Origin of the sequence: Bradyrhizobium sp. 172 (genome assembly GCF_023101065.1) — a bacterium.
Classification (GTDB): domain Bacteria; phylum Pseudomonadota; class Alphaproteobacteria; order Rhizobiales; family Xanthobacteraceae; genus Bradyrhizobium; species Bradyrhizobium canariense_D.
Genome location: NZ_CP064701.1, coordinates 7,842,826 through 7,859,965, shown reverse-complemented (window position 1 = coordinate 7,859,965; position 17,140 = coordinate 7,842,826). Strand labels below are relative to the sequence as shown.

Here is a 17,140-nt window from a genome sequence, read left to right as displayed (position 1 = left end):
AGGATTAGTCCTTGTCCTGATCTTTGTCTTGGCTCGCGGTCGCCGACAGGCCGAGCAGACCGGCGAGCGAGCGCTGGTGGCCGGTGTCGATGGTGGCGTAAACGCTCATGCCGGCCTTCAGCTTGCGTACGTATTTGTCGGTCTCGTCGAAATAGATGCGGATCGGCACGCGCTGCACCACCTTGACGAAATTGCCGCTGGCGTTCTGCGGCGGCAGGATCGCGAATTGCGCGCCGGTGCCGGGCGAGAGCGAGCCGATCTTGCCCTTGAAGGTATGGTTCGGGAACGCGTCGACCTCGAGCGTGACCGGCTGTCCTTCGGTGACGTAGGTGAGGTCGCTCTCCTTCGGATTGGCGTCGACCCAGGGATGGGCCACGTCGATGATGGAGAACACCGGCGTGCCGGCGGCGACGTAGCGGCCGAGCTGGATCTGTTCGACCTGTGTTGCCACGCCATCCATCGGCGCGCGCAGCACGGTGTGGTCGAGGTTGCGCTGGGCATCGTCCAGCTTGGCTTTCGCTTGCGCGTAGGCGGGGAATTGCTCCAGCGGCAACTCGGGATTCCCCAGCAATTGGGTCTTGGCATTGGAGAGTTGCTGCTTGATGTATTGCGCCTGCGCGCCGGCGGTAACCAGTGCATTGGACGCGTTGTCGAGATCGAGCTGCGAGCCGTAATTGTTCTTCACCAGCGACTGCTTGCGTTCGACGTCGCGCTGCTTCAGGTCCATGCCCTGCTGGGCAAGATTGAGCATGTCACCGTAGATCTTGATGTTGGCAACAAGATTGTCATAGGTGATGCGGGCTTGGGCGAGTTGCGCTTTGGCTTCTTCCAACGCATGACGGAACGGAGCGGGGTCGATCTCGAACAACTCGTCGCCGTGCTTGACGACCTGACCTTCCTTGACGACGACCTTCTGGATTTTGCCGGAGATATCAGGGGTCACCAGCACTTTCTGCGCGCCGACATAGGCGTCATCAGTGCCGACGTAACGGCCGCCATTGAGATAGAAGGTGAAGCCGGCAACCGCGACGACGAGCGGCAGCACAACCAGGAGCAGCACGCGGCGATAGCGGCGCAGGCCCGCCACCAGGCGGCGGCGCGGATCGGTGCCGGCTTTCTTGGTGGGCTTGCCGCCGTCGATTTTCTGCTCGGGCTGGAACTTGAGAACCTGATCAGCCATAGCGTTGCTCCTTACGCGCTTGTTCCGCTCCGCTGCTCTGGATCGCGGACCGCACGTTTTCCTTGATTGTTTCGAGTTGGGTGAGGAGGCGATGGGCGTCCGCCGGAGTGATGCCGTCGAGCGCGTTGGCCGTGAGCTCGGACTTCAGCCCGCTCATCCGCCCGAGCAACTGCCGCCCGGCCTTCTTCAGGTACAGCCGCTTGACGCGGCGATCCGAAGGATCGTTGCGTCGCTCGATCCAGTCGCTGTCACAGAGTTTGTCGATCAGGCGCGTCAGCGTGATCGGCTGCACCTCGAGAAGCTCGGCGAGTTCCGACTGCTTCATGCCTTCGCTGCGCTCGACCTTGGCCAGCACCGCCCATTGCGCGCGGGTGATGCCGAAGCGCGAGGCTTCCTTGTCGGCATAGACCCGGAGCAGGCGATAGAGCTCGGCGAGCGTAAACAGGAAGTTCTGGTCCACGGGCCCTGGGCTCATGAGCTTGGTCTCCAATAAGCTTGCAATATAATAAGCAAGCTTATGATTATTTCATGGCGGGTTTGCGGGACGCTGTCCCGCAGGCCGAGCATGGCTGCTGGCCGCATCGCCGGTCCTGCTTTGGGTTCCCCTTTCGAAATGCTAGAACGCCGGTCGCATGACCCTCGCAAAACCGGCATTTCCCGCGCCCGATCACGATCACGGCCGCTGCACCGCGGATGCGCTGGCGCATGCCGAGGCCGTTTGCGGAGAGCGCGCGCAGAAATTCACGCCTATACGCCGCCATGTACTGGGGGCGCTGCTCTCGAGCCACCGGCCGCTCGGCGCCTATGAGGTCATCGACGAACTGGCGAAGTCGATGTCGCGGCCGGCGCCGATCACGGTCTATCGTGCTCTCGATTTCCTGATGGCCAACGGCCTCGTGCACCGGATCGAAAGCCGCAACGCCTATCTCGCCTGCGCCGCTCACGACCACGACGCGATCTCGGCGGTGACGTTCCTGATCTGCGAGCGCTGCGGCCTGGTCGGTGAGATTCCGTCGGCATCCTTCGCCAAGGACCTCAACGCCGCCGCGCGCAGCTCAGGCTTCGCTCCCAAATTGTCGGTGGTGGAAATCACGGGCGTTTGTGCGCATTGTCAGAAAGCCGCATAGAGCAACAACGGCGCAAAGCCGGTTTTTAGGAAGAAATGTCCTCACCTCAAGCCATACCGTCCGCCGGTCGTCCCCTCAGTGCCGGCGCCATCGCCCTGATGCTCATGCTGTGCCTGACCTGGGGGTTCAACCAGATCGCCGTGAAGCTGGTGCTGCCGGACATTCCGCCGATGCTTCAGGCCACGTTCCGCTCGATGGGCGCGCTGCCGGTGCTGTTCATCATCGGCAGCTTGCGCGGCGTTAAATTCTTCGAGCGCGACGGCACCTGGAAGCCCGGCGTCATCGCCGGACTGATGTTCGGCATCGAGTTCGTGCTGATCTTCCAGGGCCTGCGGTTCACACCAGCATCGCGGGCGGTCGTGTTCCTCTACACCGCGCCGTTCTTCGTCGCGCTCGGCTCCTACCAGGTGCTCGGCGAGCGACTTGGCGGGACGCAATGGCTGGGGCTCGCCATCAGCTTTGCCGGTGTCGCGCTCGCGATCGGCGTGCCGCAGCCCAACGTCGATTCGCATGTCCTGCTCGGCGATCTCATGATCGTCGGCGGCGCCGCGCTGTGGGCGGCGACCACGCTAGTTGCCAAGGGCACGCGGCTGCGCTTCGCGGCGCCCGAGAAGGCTCTGGGCTACCAGGTCGCGACCTCGATCCCGATCCTGGGGCTGGCCGCCTGGCTGTTCGGGGAGACCATCCCCCACACGCCGTCGCCGCTGTCGCTGGGCCTGATGGCCTTCCAGGCGATCTGGGTCGTGGGAACCACGTTCACGCTTTGGTTCGCGCTGGTGAAGACCTATTCGGCCAGCAAATTGTCGGCTTTTACCTTCATCACCCCTTTGTTTGGCGTGGTGGGTAGCTATTTCATCATGCACGACACGCTGAACCTGACATTCGGGGCTGCCGCCCTCCTTGTCATTGCTGGGCTTTTTCTGGTTAACCGTCCCAGTCAATCCGCTGCGGCGCCGCGCGATGCATTGCTGAACGTCACCAAAACCTGATATTTGGACGCCATGAACAAGCTCGAAAAAACCATCGATTCCGACGTCGCGGGCCCCGCGCCCCGGCACAAGACCACCCAGGTCAAGGTCGGCGACGTTGCCGTCGGCGGCGGTGCCCCGATCGTCGTGCAGTCAATGACCAACACCGACACCGCCGATATCGACGGCACCATTGCCCAGGTCGCAGCGCTCGCCCGCGCGGGCTCCGAAATGGTCCGCATCACCGTGGACCGCGAGGAGGCCGCCGCTGCCGTCCCGCACATCCGCGACGGCCTGCTCAAGCGCGGCATCACCACGCCGCTGATCGGCGACTTTCACTATATCGGCCACAAGCTGCTCGCCGCCTATCCGGCCTGCGCCGAGGCGCTCGCCAAATATCGCATCAATCCCGGCAATGTCGGCTTCAAGGACAAGCGCGACACCCAGTTCGCCGACATCATCGAGATCGCCAACAAGAACAACAAGCCGGTGCGCATCGGCGCCAATTGGGGCTCGCTCGACCAGGAGCTCTTGACCAAGCTGATGGACGAGAACGCCGCCTCCCCCGATCCGCGCGACGTGCGCGCGGTGACGCGCGAGGCCATGGTGCAATCCGCGCTGCTCTCGGCCGCGCGCGCCGAGGAACTCGGCATGCCGAAGAATCGCATCATCCTCTCGGCCAAAGTCTCGGCCGTGCAGGATCTGATCGCGGTCTATCAGGATCTCGCCAGCCGTTCCGACTACGCGATCCATCTCGGCCTGACCGAGGCCGGCATGGGCACCAAGGGCATCGTGGCGTCCTCGGCCGCGCTCGGCATCCTGTTGCAGCAGGGCATCGGCGACACCATCCGCATCTCGCTGACGCCGGAGCCCGGCGGCGACCGCACCCGCGAGGTGCAGGTCGGCCAGGAGCTCTTGCAGACCATGGGTTTCCGCACATTCGTGCCGCTGGTTGCGGCGTGCCCCGGCTGTGGCCGCACCACCTCGACCACATTCCAGGAACTGGCCAGCTCGATCCAAGGTTTCATCCGCGACGAGATGCCGACCTGGAAGACGAAATATCCCGGCGTGGAAGAGCTCAACGTCGCGGTGATGGGCTGCATCGTCAACGGCCCCGGCGAATCCAAGCACGCCAATATCGGCATCTCGCTGCCGGGCACGGGCGAGGCGCCGGCTGCCCCGGTGTTCGTCGACGGCAAGAAGTTCCGCACCCTGCGCGGCCCGACCATCTCCGCCGACTTCAAAGCACTCGTGATCGACTACATCGAGCAGCGCTACGGCCAGGGCGCCAAGGTGCCGGTGACCGCGGCGGAATAGTTCTGCTCCAGATCAGGAATCGTAGGGCGGGTTAGCGAAAGCGTAACCCGCCTTATTTTTGCAGGCGCGAAGTGGCGGGTTACGCTTCGCTAAGCCGCCCTACATTGCTACGATGCTCCCAAGCAAGAATGCATCGGGAGACACGCCATGAGCTCACTCGCCGGCAAGCAGGGCCCGCGCTATCGCCACGCGACGGACGACGGCGCGCCTTACGAGACCATCGCGGTCGAAAAGCTGACCCCGATCATCGGCGCGGAAATCTCGGGCGTCGACATCGGCAAGCTCGTCTCCGACGATGCGCGCTCCAACCGGCAGATGGACGAGGTCCACCGCGCGCTTGCCGAAAACCTCGTCATCTTCTTCCGCGACCAGCACATCACGCCACAACAGCATCTCGCCTTCGGCCGCAAGTTCGGTGAGCTGCATTTCCATCCCGCCGCGCCGCATGAGGATGAAGACCCGGCCCTGATGAAGATCTATGCGGATGCGAATTCGCCGCGGGCCAATGGCGAGGGCTGGCATTCCGACGTGTCCTGCGATCACGAGCCGCCGATGGGCTCGATCCTCTACATCAAGCAGTGCCCGCCGCGCGGCGGCGACACGCTGTTCGCCAACATGTATGCGGCCTACGAGGCGCTGTCGGACCGGATGAAGGCCTATCTCGACGGGCTGACTGCGTTGCATGACGGCGAGCCGATCTATCGCGGGCTCTACGCCAATTACGGCGTCGCCGACCGCCCGTCCTATCCGAGTGCCGAGCATCCCGTGGTGCGCACGCATCCGGTCACCGGCAAGAAGGCGCTCTACGTCAACCGCGGCTTCACCCGCCACATCAACGGCATCCCGCGCGACGAGAGCGAGGCGATGCTTGCCTATCTCTACCAGCACGCCGAGAATCCGCTGTTCCAGTGCCGCTTTCGCTGGACAGAGAATGCCATCGCCTTCTGGGACAACCGCTGCACCCAGCACCGCGCGATGTGGGATTATTGGCCGCACACGCGCTCCGGCACGCGCGTGACGGTGAAGGGGGAGCGGCCGGTTTAACCGGCCTGCGCGCCGCGTTCCGCGTTGACGTCTTCCCGCGTCCGCGCCAATCTTGCCGGCAACAACGACCGTCGGGAGGATTTTCCATGCTCCGCGCCGAGGACAACAAATTCCTGACCGAGTCGGGCTCTGGTACGGGCATGGGCGAATTGTTGCGCCGGTTCTGGATTCCTGTGCTGCTGTCCGAAGAACTCCCTGAACCCGACGGCGAGCCGAAGAAGATCATCGTTCTCGGCGAGGAGCTGCTCGCCTTCCGCGATACGCGCGGCGTTGTCGGAATCATCGATCAATACTGCCCGCATCGCGGCGCCAATCTCTGGCTCGGGCGCAACGAGGAATGCGGCATCCGCTGTGTCTATCACGGCTGGAAGTTCGACACCGACGGCCGCTGCGTCGACATGCCGACCTCCTATCCCGACCTCAACGCCAAGGATCTCATCCGCATCAAATCCTATCCGGCGCGCGAATGGGGCGAGATGATCTGGGCCTATATGGGTCCCGCGGATGCGATGCCCGAGCTGCCCGATCTCGAAATGGCACTGCTGCCGGCCTCGCACCGCTATGTCAGCAAGAAATGGCAGGACTGCAACTGGGTGCAGGCGCTGGAAGGCTCGATCGACACCGCGCATTTCACCTTCGCCCATCTCTCCTTCGACAAGGAGGAGAACGAGATCCTGGACATCAAGAAGCATTTCGTGAATCCGATCGCGCGGATGTCGAGCGATCACATGCGCTGGATCGCGGAGGATCCGCGCCCTGTGATCAAGATCGCCGCGCACGCAGCGGGCCTCACCATCGCCGGCGGGCGGCTCACCGGCGGCGACAACATCTACTGGCGCATTGCGCAATTTCTGATGCCGTTCCACGCCTATGCCCCGAGCGCGATGCCGGGTGAGAACATCTTTGGGCAGACTTTCGTGCCCGTCACCGACACCAATTGCTGGATCTACACCTATGCCTGGAATCCGGAACGGCCGCTGACGCAAGCCGAGCGCGACGTCTTTGACCGCGGCAACGGCGTGATCGCGGAGGTTGGCGACAATTACGTGCCGCTGCGCCACAAGGGCAACGACTATCTGATCGACCGCAAGATGCAGAAGACCAGGAGCTACACCGGCATCAAGGGCGTCTCCGAACAGGATGCGGCCGTGCAGGACAGCCAGGGCCCGATCGCCGACCGCACCCGCGAGCATCTCGGTCCGACCGATCTCGGTATCATGCATTTCCGGAAAGTCGTGATGGAGCTGGCGCGGGCGCTTCAGCAGGGCGAGCCGCCGCCGCAGGCCGCGCATCAGGATCGCCATGCCGTGCGCTCGGGCGCCTGCGTCACCAGCAAGGCCAAGGACCTTTCCGCGGTGATGCTGGAGCGTTTCGGTGACGTCACAGGCTTTGTCGGCCGGCCGCGAACAGCGGCAGCGGAGTAGTACTTGGGACAGCCGCGCAGCATCATCGCAAGTCTCGTCTCGACGCTGGTCGCGTCGATCTTGCTATGGTCGCTGGCGCCTGCAGACTCTGGTCATGCTGCTATCGCGCGGAAAATCGCGAAACCCAAGCCGCCGCACGCGCCGGTCAAGTGTGAGCTGTCGAAATTCCGGATCCTCGTGGATGTCGGGCACACCCCGGACTCCTACGGCGCGTTGAGCGCGCGCAACGACACGGAGTTCGGCTTCAACTTCCGGCTTGCAAGTCTGATTACGGCGAGGCTCAAGGCCGAAGGCTTTGCCGCGACCCGGTTGCTCGTCACGGACGGCAAGGCGCGGCCGAGCCTGTTCAAGCGCGTCAGCACCGCGAATGACGCCCGGGCCGATCTCTTCCTGTCGATCCATCACGATTCGGTGCCGGACAAGCTGCTCGGGAGCTGGGAGTTCGACGGCGCGAACAGCTATTTCAGCGACCGCTTTTCGGGCCACTCTCTGTTCGTGTCGCAGCGGAATCCGCACTTCGCCGCCAGCCTGATGCTGGCCCGGATGATCGGCAGGCAGCTGAAGCAGCAGGACCTGCACTATGCCAGCCAGTACACCCTGCCGGTGATGGGCCGCTACCGGCGCCAATTGCTCGACAAGGATGTCGGCGTCTACCGCTATGACGGGCTCGTTGTGCTCTCGCAGACCCGCAGCGCCGCAGTGCTGCTCGAAGCGGGCTCCATCATCAACCGCGACGAGGAGATGGCGATGAACTCCCCGGAGCGGCAGGAGATCATTGCGGGCGCCGTGGCGGTGGCGATGAGGGAATTTTGCGAGAGGCGGTAGTTCGCGCCCCTAGCAATGACGGGAATCTATAGCGGCCCTCCCCGGTACTCCCGGTTTGCCAAGCTTGCCTCCTCCAGGTCCAGATCGCGCTCGATCCGCCGCCGCGTCTCGTCGGTGATCTGGCCCTCGCGCAGCAGCTCGTGGATGAACTTGCGCTCGGTGGCGATCAGACGGCGGGTCAGGGCGGTGCCGGCGGCGGAGACGTCGTGGTGGGTGGGATCGAGCGAGTCCGGCAGCTGGTTGACCCGGATCTCGTGGCGGGCGCGCAGGAGCCGCATCACCTCGTCGGACACGTCCTTTTCCTCGGTCAGCGCGTCGAGCGACTTTAGCGCCGCGTCGAGGGCCTGGCGCCGTGCCGCGATCTCGGCCTCGTGCTCGGCGGCATGCTCGTTGCGACCGGCTTCCGCGACACCGAGCCAACGAACCACGGGGGGCAGCGTGAGGCCGACGCCGATCAGTGTGATGAAGATGACGCCGAACGCGACGAACAGGATCAGGTCGCGAAACGGGAAGGCCTCGCCGCGCGGCAGCGTGAACGGCAGCGCCAGTGCTGCCGCCAGCGACACCGCGCCGCGCACGCCGGTGAGCGCAAGCACGAACGGCCATTGCCATGGTGGTGACGGATCGCGCGCACGCAGCGACTTGCTGAGCATTCGTGGCAGATAGGTCGCGGGATAGAGCCAGGCGAAGCGCGCGATCACGACCACCGCCAGCACCACGGCAGTCGCAATCATGATGTCGTCGAGCGGGAACGCCTTCGATTTCTCGTAGAGTGCGCGCATCTGGAATCCGGTGAGCAGGAACAGCAAGCCCTCGATCAGATAGATCACGAGGTCCCAGAAGAAGATGCCTTGCAGGCGCGTCGATGCCGAGATCAGCAGCGGGCCATTCCAGCTCACATAGAGGCCACAGGCGACGGTGGCGATCACGCCGGAGCCGCCGAGATGCTCGGGCAGCCAGTAGGACACGTAGGGCGTGATCAGCGACAGTGTCAGCTCGACCTGCGGGTCTCCCGACCATTTGCGGAACCGCAGGGAGAGCCAACCGACGCCGATGCCGAAGGCGATCTCGCCGGCGACGATGAGCAAGAACTCGCCGCCTGCCAGAGGCAGCGAGAATTGCCCGACCATGATTGCGGCGAGCGCGAAGCGGTAGAGGATCAGAGCGGTGGCATCATTCGCGAGCCCTTCGCCTTCGAGGATGACCATCAGCCTGCGCGGCAGATGCAGCCGGCGCGCGATCGCGAGCGGCGCCACCACGTCGGGCGGCGCGACGATGGCGCCGAGCAGGAAGCCGATCGTCCAGGGCAGGCCGATGAAATAATGCGTGGCGGTTGCGACCAACGCCGCGGTGAAGATCACCGCACCGACCGCCAGCAGCACGATCGGGCGAAGATTCTTTTTGAACTCGCGCCAGCTCATCGCGACGCTCGCCGAGTAGATCAGCGGCGGCAGCACCATCAGCAGCACCAGTTCCGGCGGCAGTTCGACCGCTGGCATGCCCGGCACGAAGGCAAGGCCGACACCTGAGAGCATCAGCAGAATGGCGGGCGCGATGTTGAAGCGGCGCGCGACAAGCGCGGTGCCCGCCAGCACGGCGAGCAGGATGAGAAAGGTCTGAAATTTCGCTTCCATGATGGTCTGTCTTCACCCGGAAGCGGTCGCAACGTCAATGCGTGCGGCTTTACGCCAGCCGTTCGGCCACCATGCGGCCGATGCGTGCGAACACGGTTTCGATCTGCGCCGCGCTCGGCGTGCCGCCCTGGGTATAGGCCGCGATCAGGATCGGTGCATCGGGCTTCGTATCGGGCTTGGGCCAGGCCACCGCGATGTCGCCGGATGCGTCCTTGCCGTTGTTGCCGGTCTTGTCGCCGATCTTCCAGCTTGCGGGGAGCCCGCCACGCAGCCGGTTCGCACCGGTCTTGCAGCCCACTAGCCACTCCGTGAGCTGCGCGCGCGAGGTGGCCGACAGCGCCTCGCCCGTGAGCAGCCGGCGCAGATTGCCTGCCATCGCCGCCGGCGTCGTGGTGTCGCGGGGATCGCCGGGCGGTGAGCGGTTGAGCTCGGGCTCGTTGTGGTCGAGCCGCGAGGCGGTGTCGCCGAGCGACCGCCAGAACGCGGTGAGTGCGGCGGGACCGCCGATCCGCGCCAGCAATAAATTGGCGCAGGTGTTGTCGCTGAGCTCGACGATCGCCTTGCACATCTCGGTGACCGACATTGCGCCGGCGGCAATGTTCTGCTTGGCGACCGGTGCGTACTCCAGCAGGTCGGCCTTGCCGTACGGGATCATGGCCGCAAGCTGATCCTCGCCACGATCGACCCGCGCCAGGACGCATGCCGCCAGCGAAGCCTTGAATGTCGAGCACATGACGAACCGTTCGTCGGCGCGCCAGGCGAGCCTTGCGCCGGTCGCGAGGTTCTCGGCATAGACCCCGATCCGGCCGCCACTCTCGCGCTCATAGGTTTCGAGCTCAGGCTGCGCGTCTGCGGCGAGCGCGGAGGAGGCGGCGATCCAGTACAGCGAGGCGAGCAGCGAACGGCGGTCGAGAAGCATGGTGGACCTTTTGAGCGAGACGGGGGCGGAGGAGAGATGCGGCATGCACTCCATCCGCATCGTCATTGCGAGCGCAGCGAAGCAATCCGGTCTTCCTCCGCGGAAAGACTCTGGCTAGCTTCGCTGCGCTCGCAATGACGGAGGATGTGGGAGGAGTGTGCCCGATTTCGGGCAGCGGAAGATTAGGCCCCTCACTCTCGCAGATCATACCGGTAAGACTTCGATACGATCTGCCAGCCATCGGCGAGCTTCATAGCCACCAGATAGTCCGTGAAAAAACGCGGCGGCAGTTGGCATCGGACCTTGATGAAGGCGGTCTTGTCGTCCGAACGGTCAATCGTGACGATGAAATCCTCGCGCGGCTTGCCTTCGGCCTTGCCGGAGGGGCGCTTGCGCACGCGGTCGAGCCAGTCCGGCACGGTCAGCACCTGCAGCTCGCCCTTCTCGACCCAGCGCAAATCGGCGGAGGGATGGAAGATGGCGCCGAGCTTTTCGGCATCACCCTCGTAAAGTCCGTCGAAGTAAGATTGCACGACGGCTTCGACGCTCGAACGGTTCTGGCTCATGGGTCATCCCTTTGAATGATGGCTCAGGGCGAACTTAGTCGTACACGTCAAAATGCGCTATGGTGTCCGTACCATTTGCTGGGACGCTGTGATGACCGGATCAGAGAATTCGAACGCTCCCTTCCTGATCGGCGAATGCTGCTGCCGCGCCGTGCGCTACGAGGTAGCGGACGCGTTCTCCTATGCGATGAACTGCCATTGCTCGAATTGCCGCCGCACCACCGGCGCTGCCTTCAAGCCGTTCGCCGGCATCGAGCAGGGCAAGCTCCGCATCGTCAGAGGCGAGAACCAGCTCACCATCTACGGTGACGAAACCACCCACGACGCCCACTGCGCCCGCTGCGGCTCGTTGCTTTATTCCCGGGTGCGCGACGGAAAATGGGTCCACGTCGCCATGGGAACCCTGGTCGATGCCCCCTCGATCCGACCGAGCGCCCACATTTTCGTGGGGTCGAAGGCGCCCTGGCACGAGATTACGGATAATCTGCCGCAATATCGGGGCCACATCGGGGATGTCTGAGGGAACCTGCTGCGCACCTGTTTGGCGGCGAACCGCGGCCGGACTGGCGCGACGAACAAGGGGACCTTTCGGCTTGCCGCCGGCGCCATCTTCGTGACCTCCGTTACAAGCGTCCGTGACGGACCCTGCTAAAGCCGTCCCAAAGGGCGCGAATCGCCCCGAAATCGGAAGTCGTGTCATGCGCAAATTGCTCAGACTTTGCCCAGTCCTCCTCGCCGTCGCGCTGCTATTCGGCGCCGGGCCTGCTTTCGCCGGAAAGCGCGTCGCGCTCGTGATCGCCAACTCCGCCTATCAGCATGCGCCGTCGCTGACGAACCCCGTCAATGACGGTTCGGTGATGGCCCGGACGCTGAAGGAGGCCGGGTTCGACATCGTCGATTCCCGGCACGACCTGACGGCGCAGGAAACCCGGCGTGTGCTGCGCGAATTCGCCGACCGGACCCGCGATGCCGATATCGCCGTGGTCTATTATGCCGGCCACGGCCTCGAGGTCGAAGGCTCGAACTATCTGATCCCTGTCGACGCCAAGCTGGAGCGTGACACCGACGTCTTTGACGAGGCGCTCTCCCTCGACCGCGTCCTGGTCGCGGTCGAACCGGCTAAGCAGCTTCGCCTGGTGATCCTGGATGCCTGCCGTGACAATCCGTTCGGCAAGACCATGAAGCGCACGATCGCCTCGCGCGGCGTCGGCCGCGGCCTCGCCCAGGTCGAGCCGACCAGCTCGAACACGCTGATCGCCTATTCGGCCAAGGCCGGTTTCACGGCGCAGGATGGCGACGGTGCGAACAGCCCCTTTACGGTGGCGCTGTCGAAGCATCTGACGAGGCCCGGCCTAGACGTCCGCCGTGCCTTCGGCTTCGTGCGCGACGACGTGCTCAAGTCGACAGGTAATAAGCAGGAGCCGTTCGTCTATGGCTCGCTCGGCGGCGAGGACGTGCCGCTGGTGCCGGTCAAGGTGACCGCTGCGGCTGCCGCTGCGCCCAACCCTCAGGCCGACATCCGCCGCGATTACGAGCTCGCGCTCCAGGTCGGCAACCGGCCGGCGTGGGAGGCCTTTCTCGCCCAGCATCCCGACGGCTTCTATGCGAGCCTTGCCAAGCTGCAACTCGAGAAAATCGGCGCCGAGCAGGCTCATGCGGCGGCCACCGAGAAGGCGAAACAGGCCGAGGCCGAGCGCGATCGTCTTGCCGCACTTGGCGCGCAGAAGGATACGCAGGCCAAGGCAGCCGCCGATGCGGAGGCCGCCGAGCAGATACAGCTTGCGGCGCAAAAGGCCAAGGAGCAGGCGCAGCAGCAGGCGGCCGCTGCCGAGCAGCAGCGCGTCAATCTCGCCGCCGCGGCGCCGAGTGCAGCGCCCGCCAGCACGGCGGGCCCTGCCGGCACCAACGTCGCCTCGCTGACGCCGGCCATCGCGCCGGCCGATCTCAGCCGCTCGGTACAGACCGAGCTCGGCCGCGTCGGCTGCTTCTCCGGCGCCGCCGACGGCAACTGGACGACATCCGCGCAGCGGTCGTTATCGCAGTTCAACCGTTATGCCGGCACCAAGCTCGACGTGAAGGTGGCGAGCACCGATGCACTCGACACGGTCAAGTCGAAACAGTCGCGCGTCTGTCCGCTGGTTTGCGAGCACGGCTTCAAGACCGACGGCGACAAATGCACCAAGATCGTCTGCCGTGATGGCTATGCGCTCAACGACGACAACGAGTGCGAGAAGCAGCGTGCCGCCAAGCCTGCGACCGCCAAGCCTGCGACCGCCAAGCGGGACGACGGCGACGAGCGTCCCGCACGGCAGCGTCGTCAGGCCGGCGGTGAGGCTGCCGGAGCGGCCGGCGGCTTTGGTGGCGCTGCGGGCATCGCTGCTGCCGCTGGCGCCAGCCGCCGCTCGAGTGGCGGACAGCTATTCTGCAACAACAGTGGCTGTCGTGCGGTCAACCGCGGCTGCCATCTCGAATATCGCGGCGGCGGCGGCCCGGGCAACGATGGCAATGCCGAGGTCTGTAACTAGGATTGCGGAAATGAGTTCAGGTCGAGATCGCGCTCGCCGCGATGTTGACCGTCAGCGCCAGCAAGGCCGTGTTGTAGATGAATGAGACGATGCCGTGCGCGGTGGCGGTGCGGCGGATGGTCTTGTCGGAGATGCCGACATCGGAGACCTGCGCGGTCATGCCGATCACGAACGAGAAATAGACGAAGTCCCAGTAATCTGCGTGGTCTTCCTTGTCGCCGCTGGGAAACTGAAGGCCGCCCGGCGTGGCGTGCCGGTAATAATCATGCGCGTAATGCAGAGCGAAGATTGTGTGCACGGCGGCCCATGACAATACGATGGTGGTGATTGCGATGCTCAGCTCCAGGCCGCCGCGATGCGGCGTTCCAAGCTCGGAGACGATCGCGGCGATGCTGGCGAAGGCGCCGATCGCCGTCACCAGCAGGATCACGAAGCGACCGTCGTCCTGCATCGCTGCGGCGCGGCGGATGTGCTGGTGGTCGTTGCACAGCATCATCGCGTAGACCAGCACCAGATAAACGGCGATCAACGCATCCCAGCCGAACACAAGCCGCGTGACCAGCCGGTGCGAACCCGGGATGAGCAGGCAGACGAGAATACCAACGGCAAGCGACATGAACGTCCGCGGACGCGCATAAATCAGCCGCATCGGCCGCGACATCTTGCGAAAGCGGGCGAGGGCGGGGTCTTCCTTGCTGCCGCCCGCCATCGCGCTATCAGCTCTTCCGTTCGGCCACGAACCGCGCAGCCGCTTGCAGCACGGCGGCCCGTTCGCCGAAGATCGACACGGCGCTGTCGGCGCGCGCGAGCAGATCGCGCACGCGCTGCTTGGCGCCTTCGATGCCGAGCTGGGTGACGAAGGTGGTCTTGCCGAGCGCTGCATCAGCGCCGGCAGGCTTGCCGAGCGCGGCGGCATCGCCTTCGACGTCGAGCAGGTCGTCGGCGATCTGGAAGGCTTCGCCGAGCGCGCGGCCGTAATCGTCGAGCGCCTGATATTCCTTTTGCGAGGCCTGGCCGAGGATCGCGCCGGCGATGCAGCCGTAGCGCAGCAGCGCGCCGGTCTTCATCTGCTGAATGCGGGCGACGTCGATCGGCTCGTTGCCGCCAAAGCGGCCTTCGCCGGCGAGGTCGAGGATCTGGCCGCCGACCATGCCGCCGATGCCGGCGCAGCGCGCGAGTGCGCGGGTCAGCAAAAGCCTCACATTGGCGTCGCGATGAATCTCGTCGCGGGTGATGATGTCGAAGGCGAGTGTCAGGAGGCCGTCGCCGGCGAGGATCGCGGTCGCGTCGTCGGTCTTCTTGTGCAGGGTCGGGCGGCCGCGGCGCAGGTCCGAATTGTCCATCGCCGGCAGATCGTCATGGATCAGCGAATAGCAGTGGATGCATTCGAGCGCCGCACCGACGAGCAGCGCGGCTTCGCGGGACACGCCGAACACGGCCGCGCTCTCGACCACCAGGAAGGGCCGGAGGCGCTTGCCGCCGTTGAGGCTCGAATAGCGCATTGCGTCCATCAGTCGCTTGGGCCGGGCGATCTCATCGGGCAGGATGTCGTCCGACAGCAGGCGCCCGAGCAGGGCCTCGGTGTCATCAGCGGTCTTGTCCAGACGTTTGGCGAAATCGGACGGGGACGTGCCGGTCATCAAGAAGGGCTCCAGAACTAAAATTCGGCGGGACAATCCTTTATGCGCCCGCCTCAGTCAATCGTTTGGAAGGCCTAAAAAGTGCTGGAAAAGGCCCGAATTATCACAGACTTAATGCCGGGCCCGTGGCCCCGTTTCGTTCTGCGCCGGAAAGGTTGATTTGCGCGTCGTCAAAACCCTTCTCCTGGTGCTCGCGGTCGCGGCTCTCGCGCCCTATGTCGTCGCGCCGTTCTACCGTGCCGGCCATCCCGTTTCGACGCTGATGATCTGGCGCTCGCTCCGGGGTGCGCCGATGCAGCGGGAATGGATCGATCTGGCGGCGATGTCGCCCTCGCTGCCACGCTCGGTGGTGGCGGCCGAGGACGCCCATTTTTGCAAGCATCACGGCATCGACTGGGGTGCGCTGCGTGAGGCGATCGACGATGCGAAGGAGGACGGCACCCCGTTCCGGGGCGCTTCCACCATCACCCAGCAGGTGGCGAAAAACCTGTTCCTCTGGCAGGGGCGGGACTTCGTCCGGAAGGCGCTGGAATTCCCGTTGGCGCTGTGGATCGATCTCGTCCTGCCCAAGGCACGGATCCTGGAGATTTACCTCAACATCGCCGAGCTCGGCCCGCAGAGCCAGTTTGGGGCCGAGGCCGCCAGCGCCTATGCCTTCGGCAAGTCGGCGGCGAACCTCTCCCCCCGGGAGGCCGCGCTTCTAGCCTCTATCCTGCCGAATCCGGTCAAACGCAGCGCCAGGACGCCGGGACCGGGTGTCCGGCGGCTGGCCGGGACCTATGTGGCGCGAGCGCAGGCGAGTTCACTTTCGACCTGCTGGCGGGAGAATCGCTGATTTCCGGTCCTTTTCGGGCGCATTTTCCGGCCCAGAGCCCTAGATTTAAGGCAGGCCTTCCTCTATAAGCCCGGCCTTGACCGGCATTCAGCTCGCCTCGGTTTGCGGGTGCTGAGCCGTCCCCTCGCGGACGATGCCCCAAAACACCAATCCCTAGAGGATATTGAAATGGCCGTTCCGAGAAGAAAAACCTCGCCGTCCCGTCGTGGCATGCGCCGCTCGGCAGACGCCATCAAGAAGCCGACCTATGTGGAAGACAAGGATTCCGGCGAACTGCGTCGTCCGCACCATCTCGACCTCAAGACCGGCATGTACAAGGGCCGTCAGGTCCTGAAGAAGAAAGAGTCCTGAGTTCGGGACCTTTCTGTGGGCAGGACGATCGGGCCTGCCTGATTTCGGCCCACCCATGAGATATGACAGTGACGGCGGCGGAGCGAATGCATCGCCGCCGCATTGTCCTGTCTGGATATCTTGATCGAGAAGGCATTTCGCCGATGGTCGGTTTCCCGCTGCTCCTGATCCCGCTCGCGGTCTACAACATCATCGCATTCCTGATGCCGAGCGTGTCCTTTGCGGACGTGCTGTTCAAAGTGCCGATGATCACGGGCGAGGCCTGGCCGGTCACGCTCGCCGACGTGATGCTCGCGCTAGGTATCGTGCTGCTGCTGCTCGAAGTGGTCAAGGGCGCGCGGCCCGGCTCGAAATTCCTGATGGATCATCTGCTGTCGCTGATCGTGTTCGGCGCGGCTGCGGCCGAATTCGTGATGTGGCCGAAATTCGGCAACTCCACCTATTTCCTTCTGGTGCTGCTCGCGATGGCCGATTTCCTCGGCGGCATCGCCCAGCGCACCCGCCGCCGCGTCGCTTATGTCGCCGAAACGACGGTGCCGGCGCCCCGCAAGACCAAGCGCCAGGCCGAGACGCCGGCGGATGAGTTCGAGCCCAAGTTCGAGCCAGTGTCCGCTCCGCGACCAGCTCCGGCGGAGCCGCCCGCGCCCACGGCACAATCGGTCGCCGAATCCGTGCTGATGGATCACCCGGCGCCGAAGCCTGTGAGTGCGCCCTCGCCGGAAATTCCCTCGCCTCATTTGCAGCCGGGCAACGGCACCCAGCCGTCTCCCGACGCGCCGCGCTGA

The 17,140-nt window shown here is 64.6% G+C and carries 18 protein-coding genes; 11 read left to right on the top strand and 7 right to left on the bottom strand.

Annotated features, from left to right (window positions below):
* Window positions 1–4: 4 nt before the first annotated feature.
* Entirely contained in the window at window positions 5–1,180 is a 1,176-nt protein-coding gene (locus IVB07_RS37200; RefSeq protein ID WP_018455908.1) for an HlyD family secretion protein, read from the bottom strand.
* Entirely contained in the window at window positions 1,173–1,655 is a 483-nt protein-coding gene (locus IVB07_RS37195; RefSeq protein WP_026233050.1) for a MarR family transcriptional regulator, read from the bottom strand. Before IVB07_RS37195 ends, IVB07_RS37200 begins: the two co-directional genes overlap by 8 nt.
* Window positions 1,656–1,812: 157 nt before the next feature.
* On the opposite strand from IVB07_RS37195, the gene IVB07_RS37190 reads away from it, so the two are divergent.
* From IVB07_RS37190 to IVB07_RS37165, 6 genes are all read left to right on the top strand, one after another.
* Window positions 1,813–2,307, top strand: coding sequence for a transcriptional repressor (locus IVB07_RS37190; RefSeq protein WP_018455910.1), 495 nt, complete (start codon window positions 1,813–1,815; stop codon window positions 2,305–2,307).
* Window positions 2,308–2,342: 35 nt separating this feature from the next.
* Complete coding sequence (locus tag IVB07_RS37185; RefSeq protein WP_026233051.1) at window positions 2,343–3,296, top strand: DMT family transporter; 954 nt, start codon at window positions 2,343–2,345, stop codon at window positions 3,294–3,296.
* Window positions 3,297–3,308: 12 nt separating this feature from the next.
* The gene (gene ispG / locus IVB07_RS37180) at window positions 3,309–4,592 is read left to right on the top strand and encodes a flavodoxin-dependent (E)-4-hydroxy-3-methylbut-2-enyl-diphosphate synthase (protein ID WP_018455912.1); all 1,284 of its coding nucleotides are present in this window, start codon (window positions 3,309–3,311) and stop codon (window positions 4,590–4,592) included.
* A 147-nt stretch (window positions 4,593–4,739) separates the two neighbouring features.
* A complete protein-coding gene (locus IVB07_RS37175; protein ID WP_204513101.1) occupies window positions 4,740–5,636 on the top strand; it encodes a TauD/TfdA family dioxygenase in 897 nt (298 codons plus the stop codon).
* 86 nt (window positions 5,637–5,722) lie between these two features.
* A complete protein-coding gene (locus IVB07_RS37170) occupies window positions 5,723–7,060 on the top strand; it encodes a Rieske 2Fe-2S domain-containing protein (RefSeq protein WP_018455914.1) in 1,338 nt (445 codons plus the stop codon).
* 3 nt (window positions 7,061–7,063) lie between these two features.
* Entirely contained in the window at window positions 7,064–7,885 is an 822-nt protein-coding gene (locus IVB07_RS37165; RefSeq protein WP_018455915.1) for an N-acetylmuramoyl-L-alanine amidase, read from the top strand.
* 26 nt (window positions 7,886–7,911) lie between these two features.
* On the opposite strand, the gene IVB07_RS37160 is transcribed toward IVB07_RS37165, so the two are convergent.
* From IVB07_RS37160 to IVB07_RS37150, 3 genes are all read right to left on the bottom strand, one after another.
* A complete protein-coding gene (locus IVB07_RS37160) occupies window positions 7,912–9,519 on the bottom strand; it encodes a Na+/H+ antiporter (RefSeq protein WP_247364268.1) in 1,608 nt (535 codons plus the stop codon).
* A 49-nt stretch (window positions 9,520–9,568) separates the two neighbouring features.
* Window positions 9,569–10,438 carry a class A beta-lactamase gene (bla, locus tag IVB07_RS37155; RefSeq protein WP_247364803.1) on the bottom strand — a complete coding sequence of 290 codons (870 nt, stop codon included), beginning with the start codon at window positions 10,436–10,438 and terminating at the stop codon, window positions 9,569–9,571.
* Window positions 10,439–10,629: 191 nt separating this feature from the next.
* On the bottom strand, window positions 10,630–11,004 hold the full coding sequence (locus IVB07_RS37150) for a nuclear transport factor 2 family protein (protein WP_007598116.1): 375 nt from the start codon (window positions 11,002–11,004) through the stop codon (window positions 10,630–10,632).
* A 91-nt stretch (window positions 11,005–11,095) separates the two neighbouring features.
* Between IVB07_RS37150 and IVB07_RS37145 the strand changes: the two genes are divergently transcribed.
* Window positions 11,096–11,524 carry a GFA family protein gene (locus IVB07_RS37145; RefSeq protein WP_018455918.1) on the top strand — a complete coding sequence of 143 codons (429 nt, stop codon included), beginning with the start codon at window positions 11,096–11,098 and terminating at the stop codon, window positions 11,522–11,524.
* 178 nt (window positions 11,525–11,702) lie between these two features.
* Window positions 11,703–13,529 carry a caspase family protein gene (locus IVB07_RS37140; RefSeq protein ID WP_247295918.1) on the top strand — a complete coding sequence of 609 codons (1,827 nt, stop codon included), beginning with the start codon at window positions 11,703–11,705 and terminating at the stop codon, window positions 13,527–13,529.
* A 16-nt stretch (window positions 13,530–13,545) separates the two neighbouring features.
* Here IVB07_RS37140 and IVB07_RS37135 read toward each other — a convergent pair whose 3' ends face one another.
* Both IVB07_RS37135 and IVB07_RS37130 read right to left on the bottom strand, forming a co-directional pair.
* On the bottom strand, window positions 13,546–14,238 hold the full coding sequence (locus IVB07_RS37135) for a DUF1345 domain-containing protein (RefSeq protein ID WP_018455920.1): 693 nt from the start codon (window positions 14,236–14,238) through the stop codon (window positions 13,546–13,548).
* Between the two features lie 7 nt (window positions 14,239–14,245).
* Entirely contained in the window at window positions 14,246–15,169 is a 924-nt protein-coding gene (locus IVB07_RS37130) for a polyprenyl synthetase family protein (RefSeq protein WP_085361935.1), read from the bottom strand.
* Window positions 15,170–15,329: 160 nt separating this feature from the next.
* Between IVB07_RS37130 and mtgA the strand changes: the two genes are divergently transcribed.
* The 3 genes from mtgA to IVB07_RS37115 all read left to right on the top strand — a co-directional run bounded on the left by mtgA (window position 15,330) and on the right by IVB07_RS37115 (window position 17,140).
* Window positions 15,330–16,004: a monofunctional biosynthetic peptidoglycan transglycosylase gene (mtgA, locus tag IVB07_RS37125; protein ID WP_018455922.1), complete on the top strand. Its 675-nt coding sequence runs from the start codon at window positions 15,330–15,332 to the stop codon at window positions 16,002–16,004.
* Between the two features lie 168 nt (window positions 16,005–16,172).
* Window positions 16,173–16,355, top strand: coding sequence for a 50S ribosomal protein L32 (rpmF, locus tag IVB07_RS37120; protein WP_007598106.1), 183 nt, complete (start codon window positions 16,173–16,175; stop codon window positions 16,353–16,355).
* 143 nt (window positions 16,356–16,498) lie between these two features.
* The gene (locus IVB07_RS37115) at window positions 16,499–17,140 is read left to right on the top strand and encodes a hypothetical protein (RefSeq protein ID WP_026233053.1); all 642 of its coding nucleotides are present in this window, start codon (window positions 16,499–16,501) and stop codon (window positions 17,138–17,140) included.

What these genes read in the sequence shown, in the direction of transcription:
- IVB07_RS37175 (WP_204513101.1), top strand. Translation starts at nt 4,740, where the DNA reads ATGAGCTCACTCGCCGGCAAGCAGGGCCCGCGCTATCGCCACGCGACG.
- IVB07_RS37140 (WP_247295918.1), top strand. Translation starts at nt 11,703, where the DNA reads ATGCGCAAATTGCTCAGACTTTGCCCAGTCCTCCTCGCCGTCGCGCTG.
- IVB07_RS37170 (WP_018455914.1), top strand. Translation starts at nt 5,723, where the DNA reads ATGCTCCGCGCCGAGGACAACAAATTCCTGACCGAGTCGGGCTCTGGT.
- IVB07_RS37190 (WP_018455910.1), top strand. Translation starts at nt 1,813, where the DNA reads ATGACCCTCGCAAAACCGGCATTTCCCGCGCCCGATCACGATCACGGC.
- IVB07_RS37130 (WP_085361935.1), bottom strand. Translation starts at nt 15,169, where the DNA reads ATGACCGGCACGTCCCCGTCCGATTTCGCCAAACGTCTGGACAAGACC.
- rpmF (WP_007598106.1), top strand. Translation starts at nt 16,173, where the DNA reads ATGGCCGTTCCGAGAAGAAAAACCTCGCCGTCCCGTCGTGGCATGCGC.
- bla (WP_247364803.1), bottom strand. Translation starts at nt 10,438, where the DNA reads ATGCTTCTCGACCGCCGTTCGCTGCTCGCCTCGCTGTACTGGATCGCC.
- IVB07_RS37185 (WP_026233051.1), top strand. Translation starts at nt 2,343, where the DNA reads ATGTCCTCACCTCAAGCCATACCGTCCGCCGGTCGTCCCCTCAGTGCC.
- IVB07_RS37135 (WP_018455920.1), bottom strand. Translation starts at nt 14,238, where the DNA reads ATGGCGGGCGGCAGCAAGGAAGACCCCGCCCTCGCCCGCTTTCGCAAG.
- ispG (WP_018455912.1), top strand. Translation starts at nt 3,309, where the DNA reads ATGAACAAGCTCGAAAAAACCATCGATTCCGACGTCGCGGGCCCCGCG.
- IVB07_RS37200 (WP_018455908.1), bottom strand. Translation starts at nt 1,180, where the DNA reads ATGGCTGATCAGGTTCTCAAGTTCCAGCCCGAGCAGAAAATCGACGGC.
- IVB07_RS37160 (WP_247364268.1), bottom strand. Translation starts at nt 9,519, where the DNA reads ATGGAAGCGAAATTTCAGACCTTTCTCATCCTGCTCGCCGTGCTGGCG.
- IVB07_RS37195 (WP_026233050.1), bottom strand. Translation starts at nt 1,655, where the DNA reads ATGAGCCCAGGGCCCGTGGACCAGAACTTCCTGTTTACGCTCGCCGAG.
- IVB07_RS37150 (WP_007598116.1), bottom strand. Translation starts at nt 11,004, where the DNA reads ATGAGCCAGAACCGTTCGAGCGTCGAAGCCGTCGTGCAATCTTACTTC.
- IVB07_RS37115 (WP_026233053.1), top strand. Translation starts at nt 16,499, where the DNA reads ATGGTCGGTTTCCCGCTGCTCCTGATCCCGCTCGCGGTCTACAACATC.
- IVB07_RS37145 (WP_018455918.1), top strand. Translation starts at nt 11,096, where the DNA reads ATGACCGGATCAGAGAATTCGAACGCTCCCTTCCTGATCGGCGAATGC.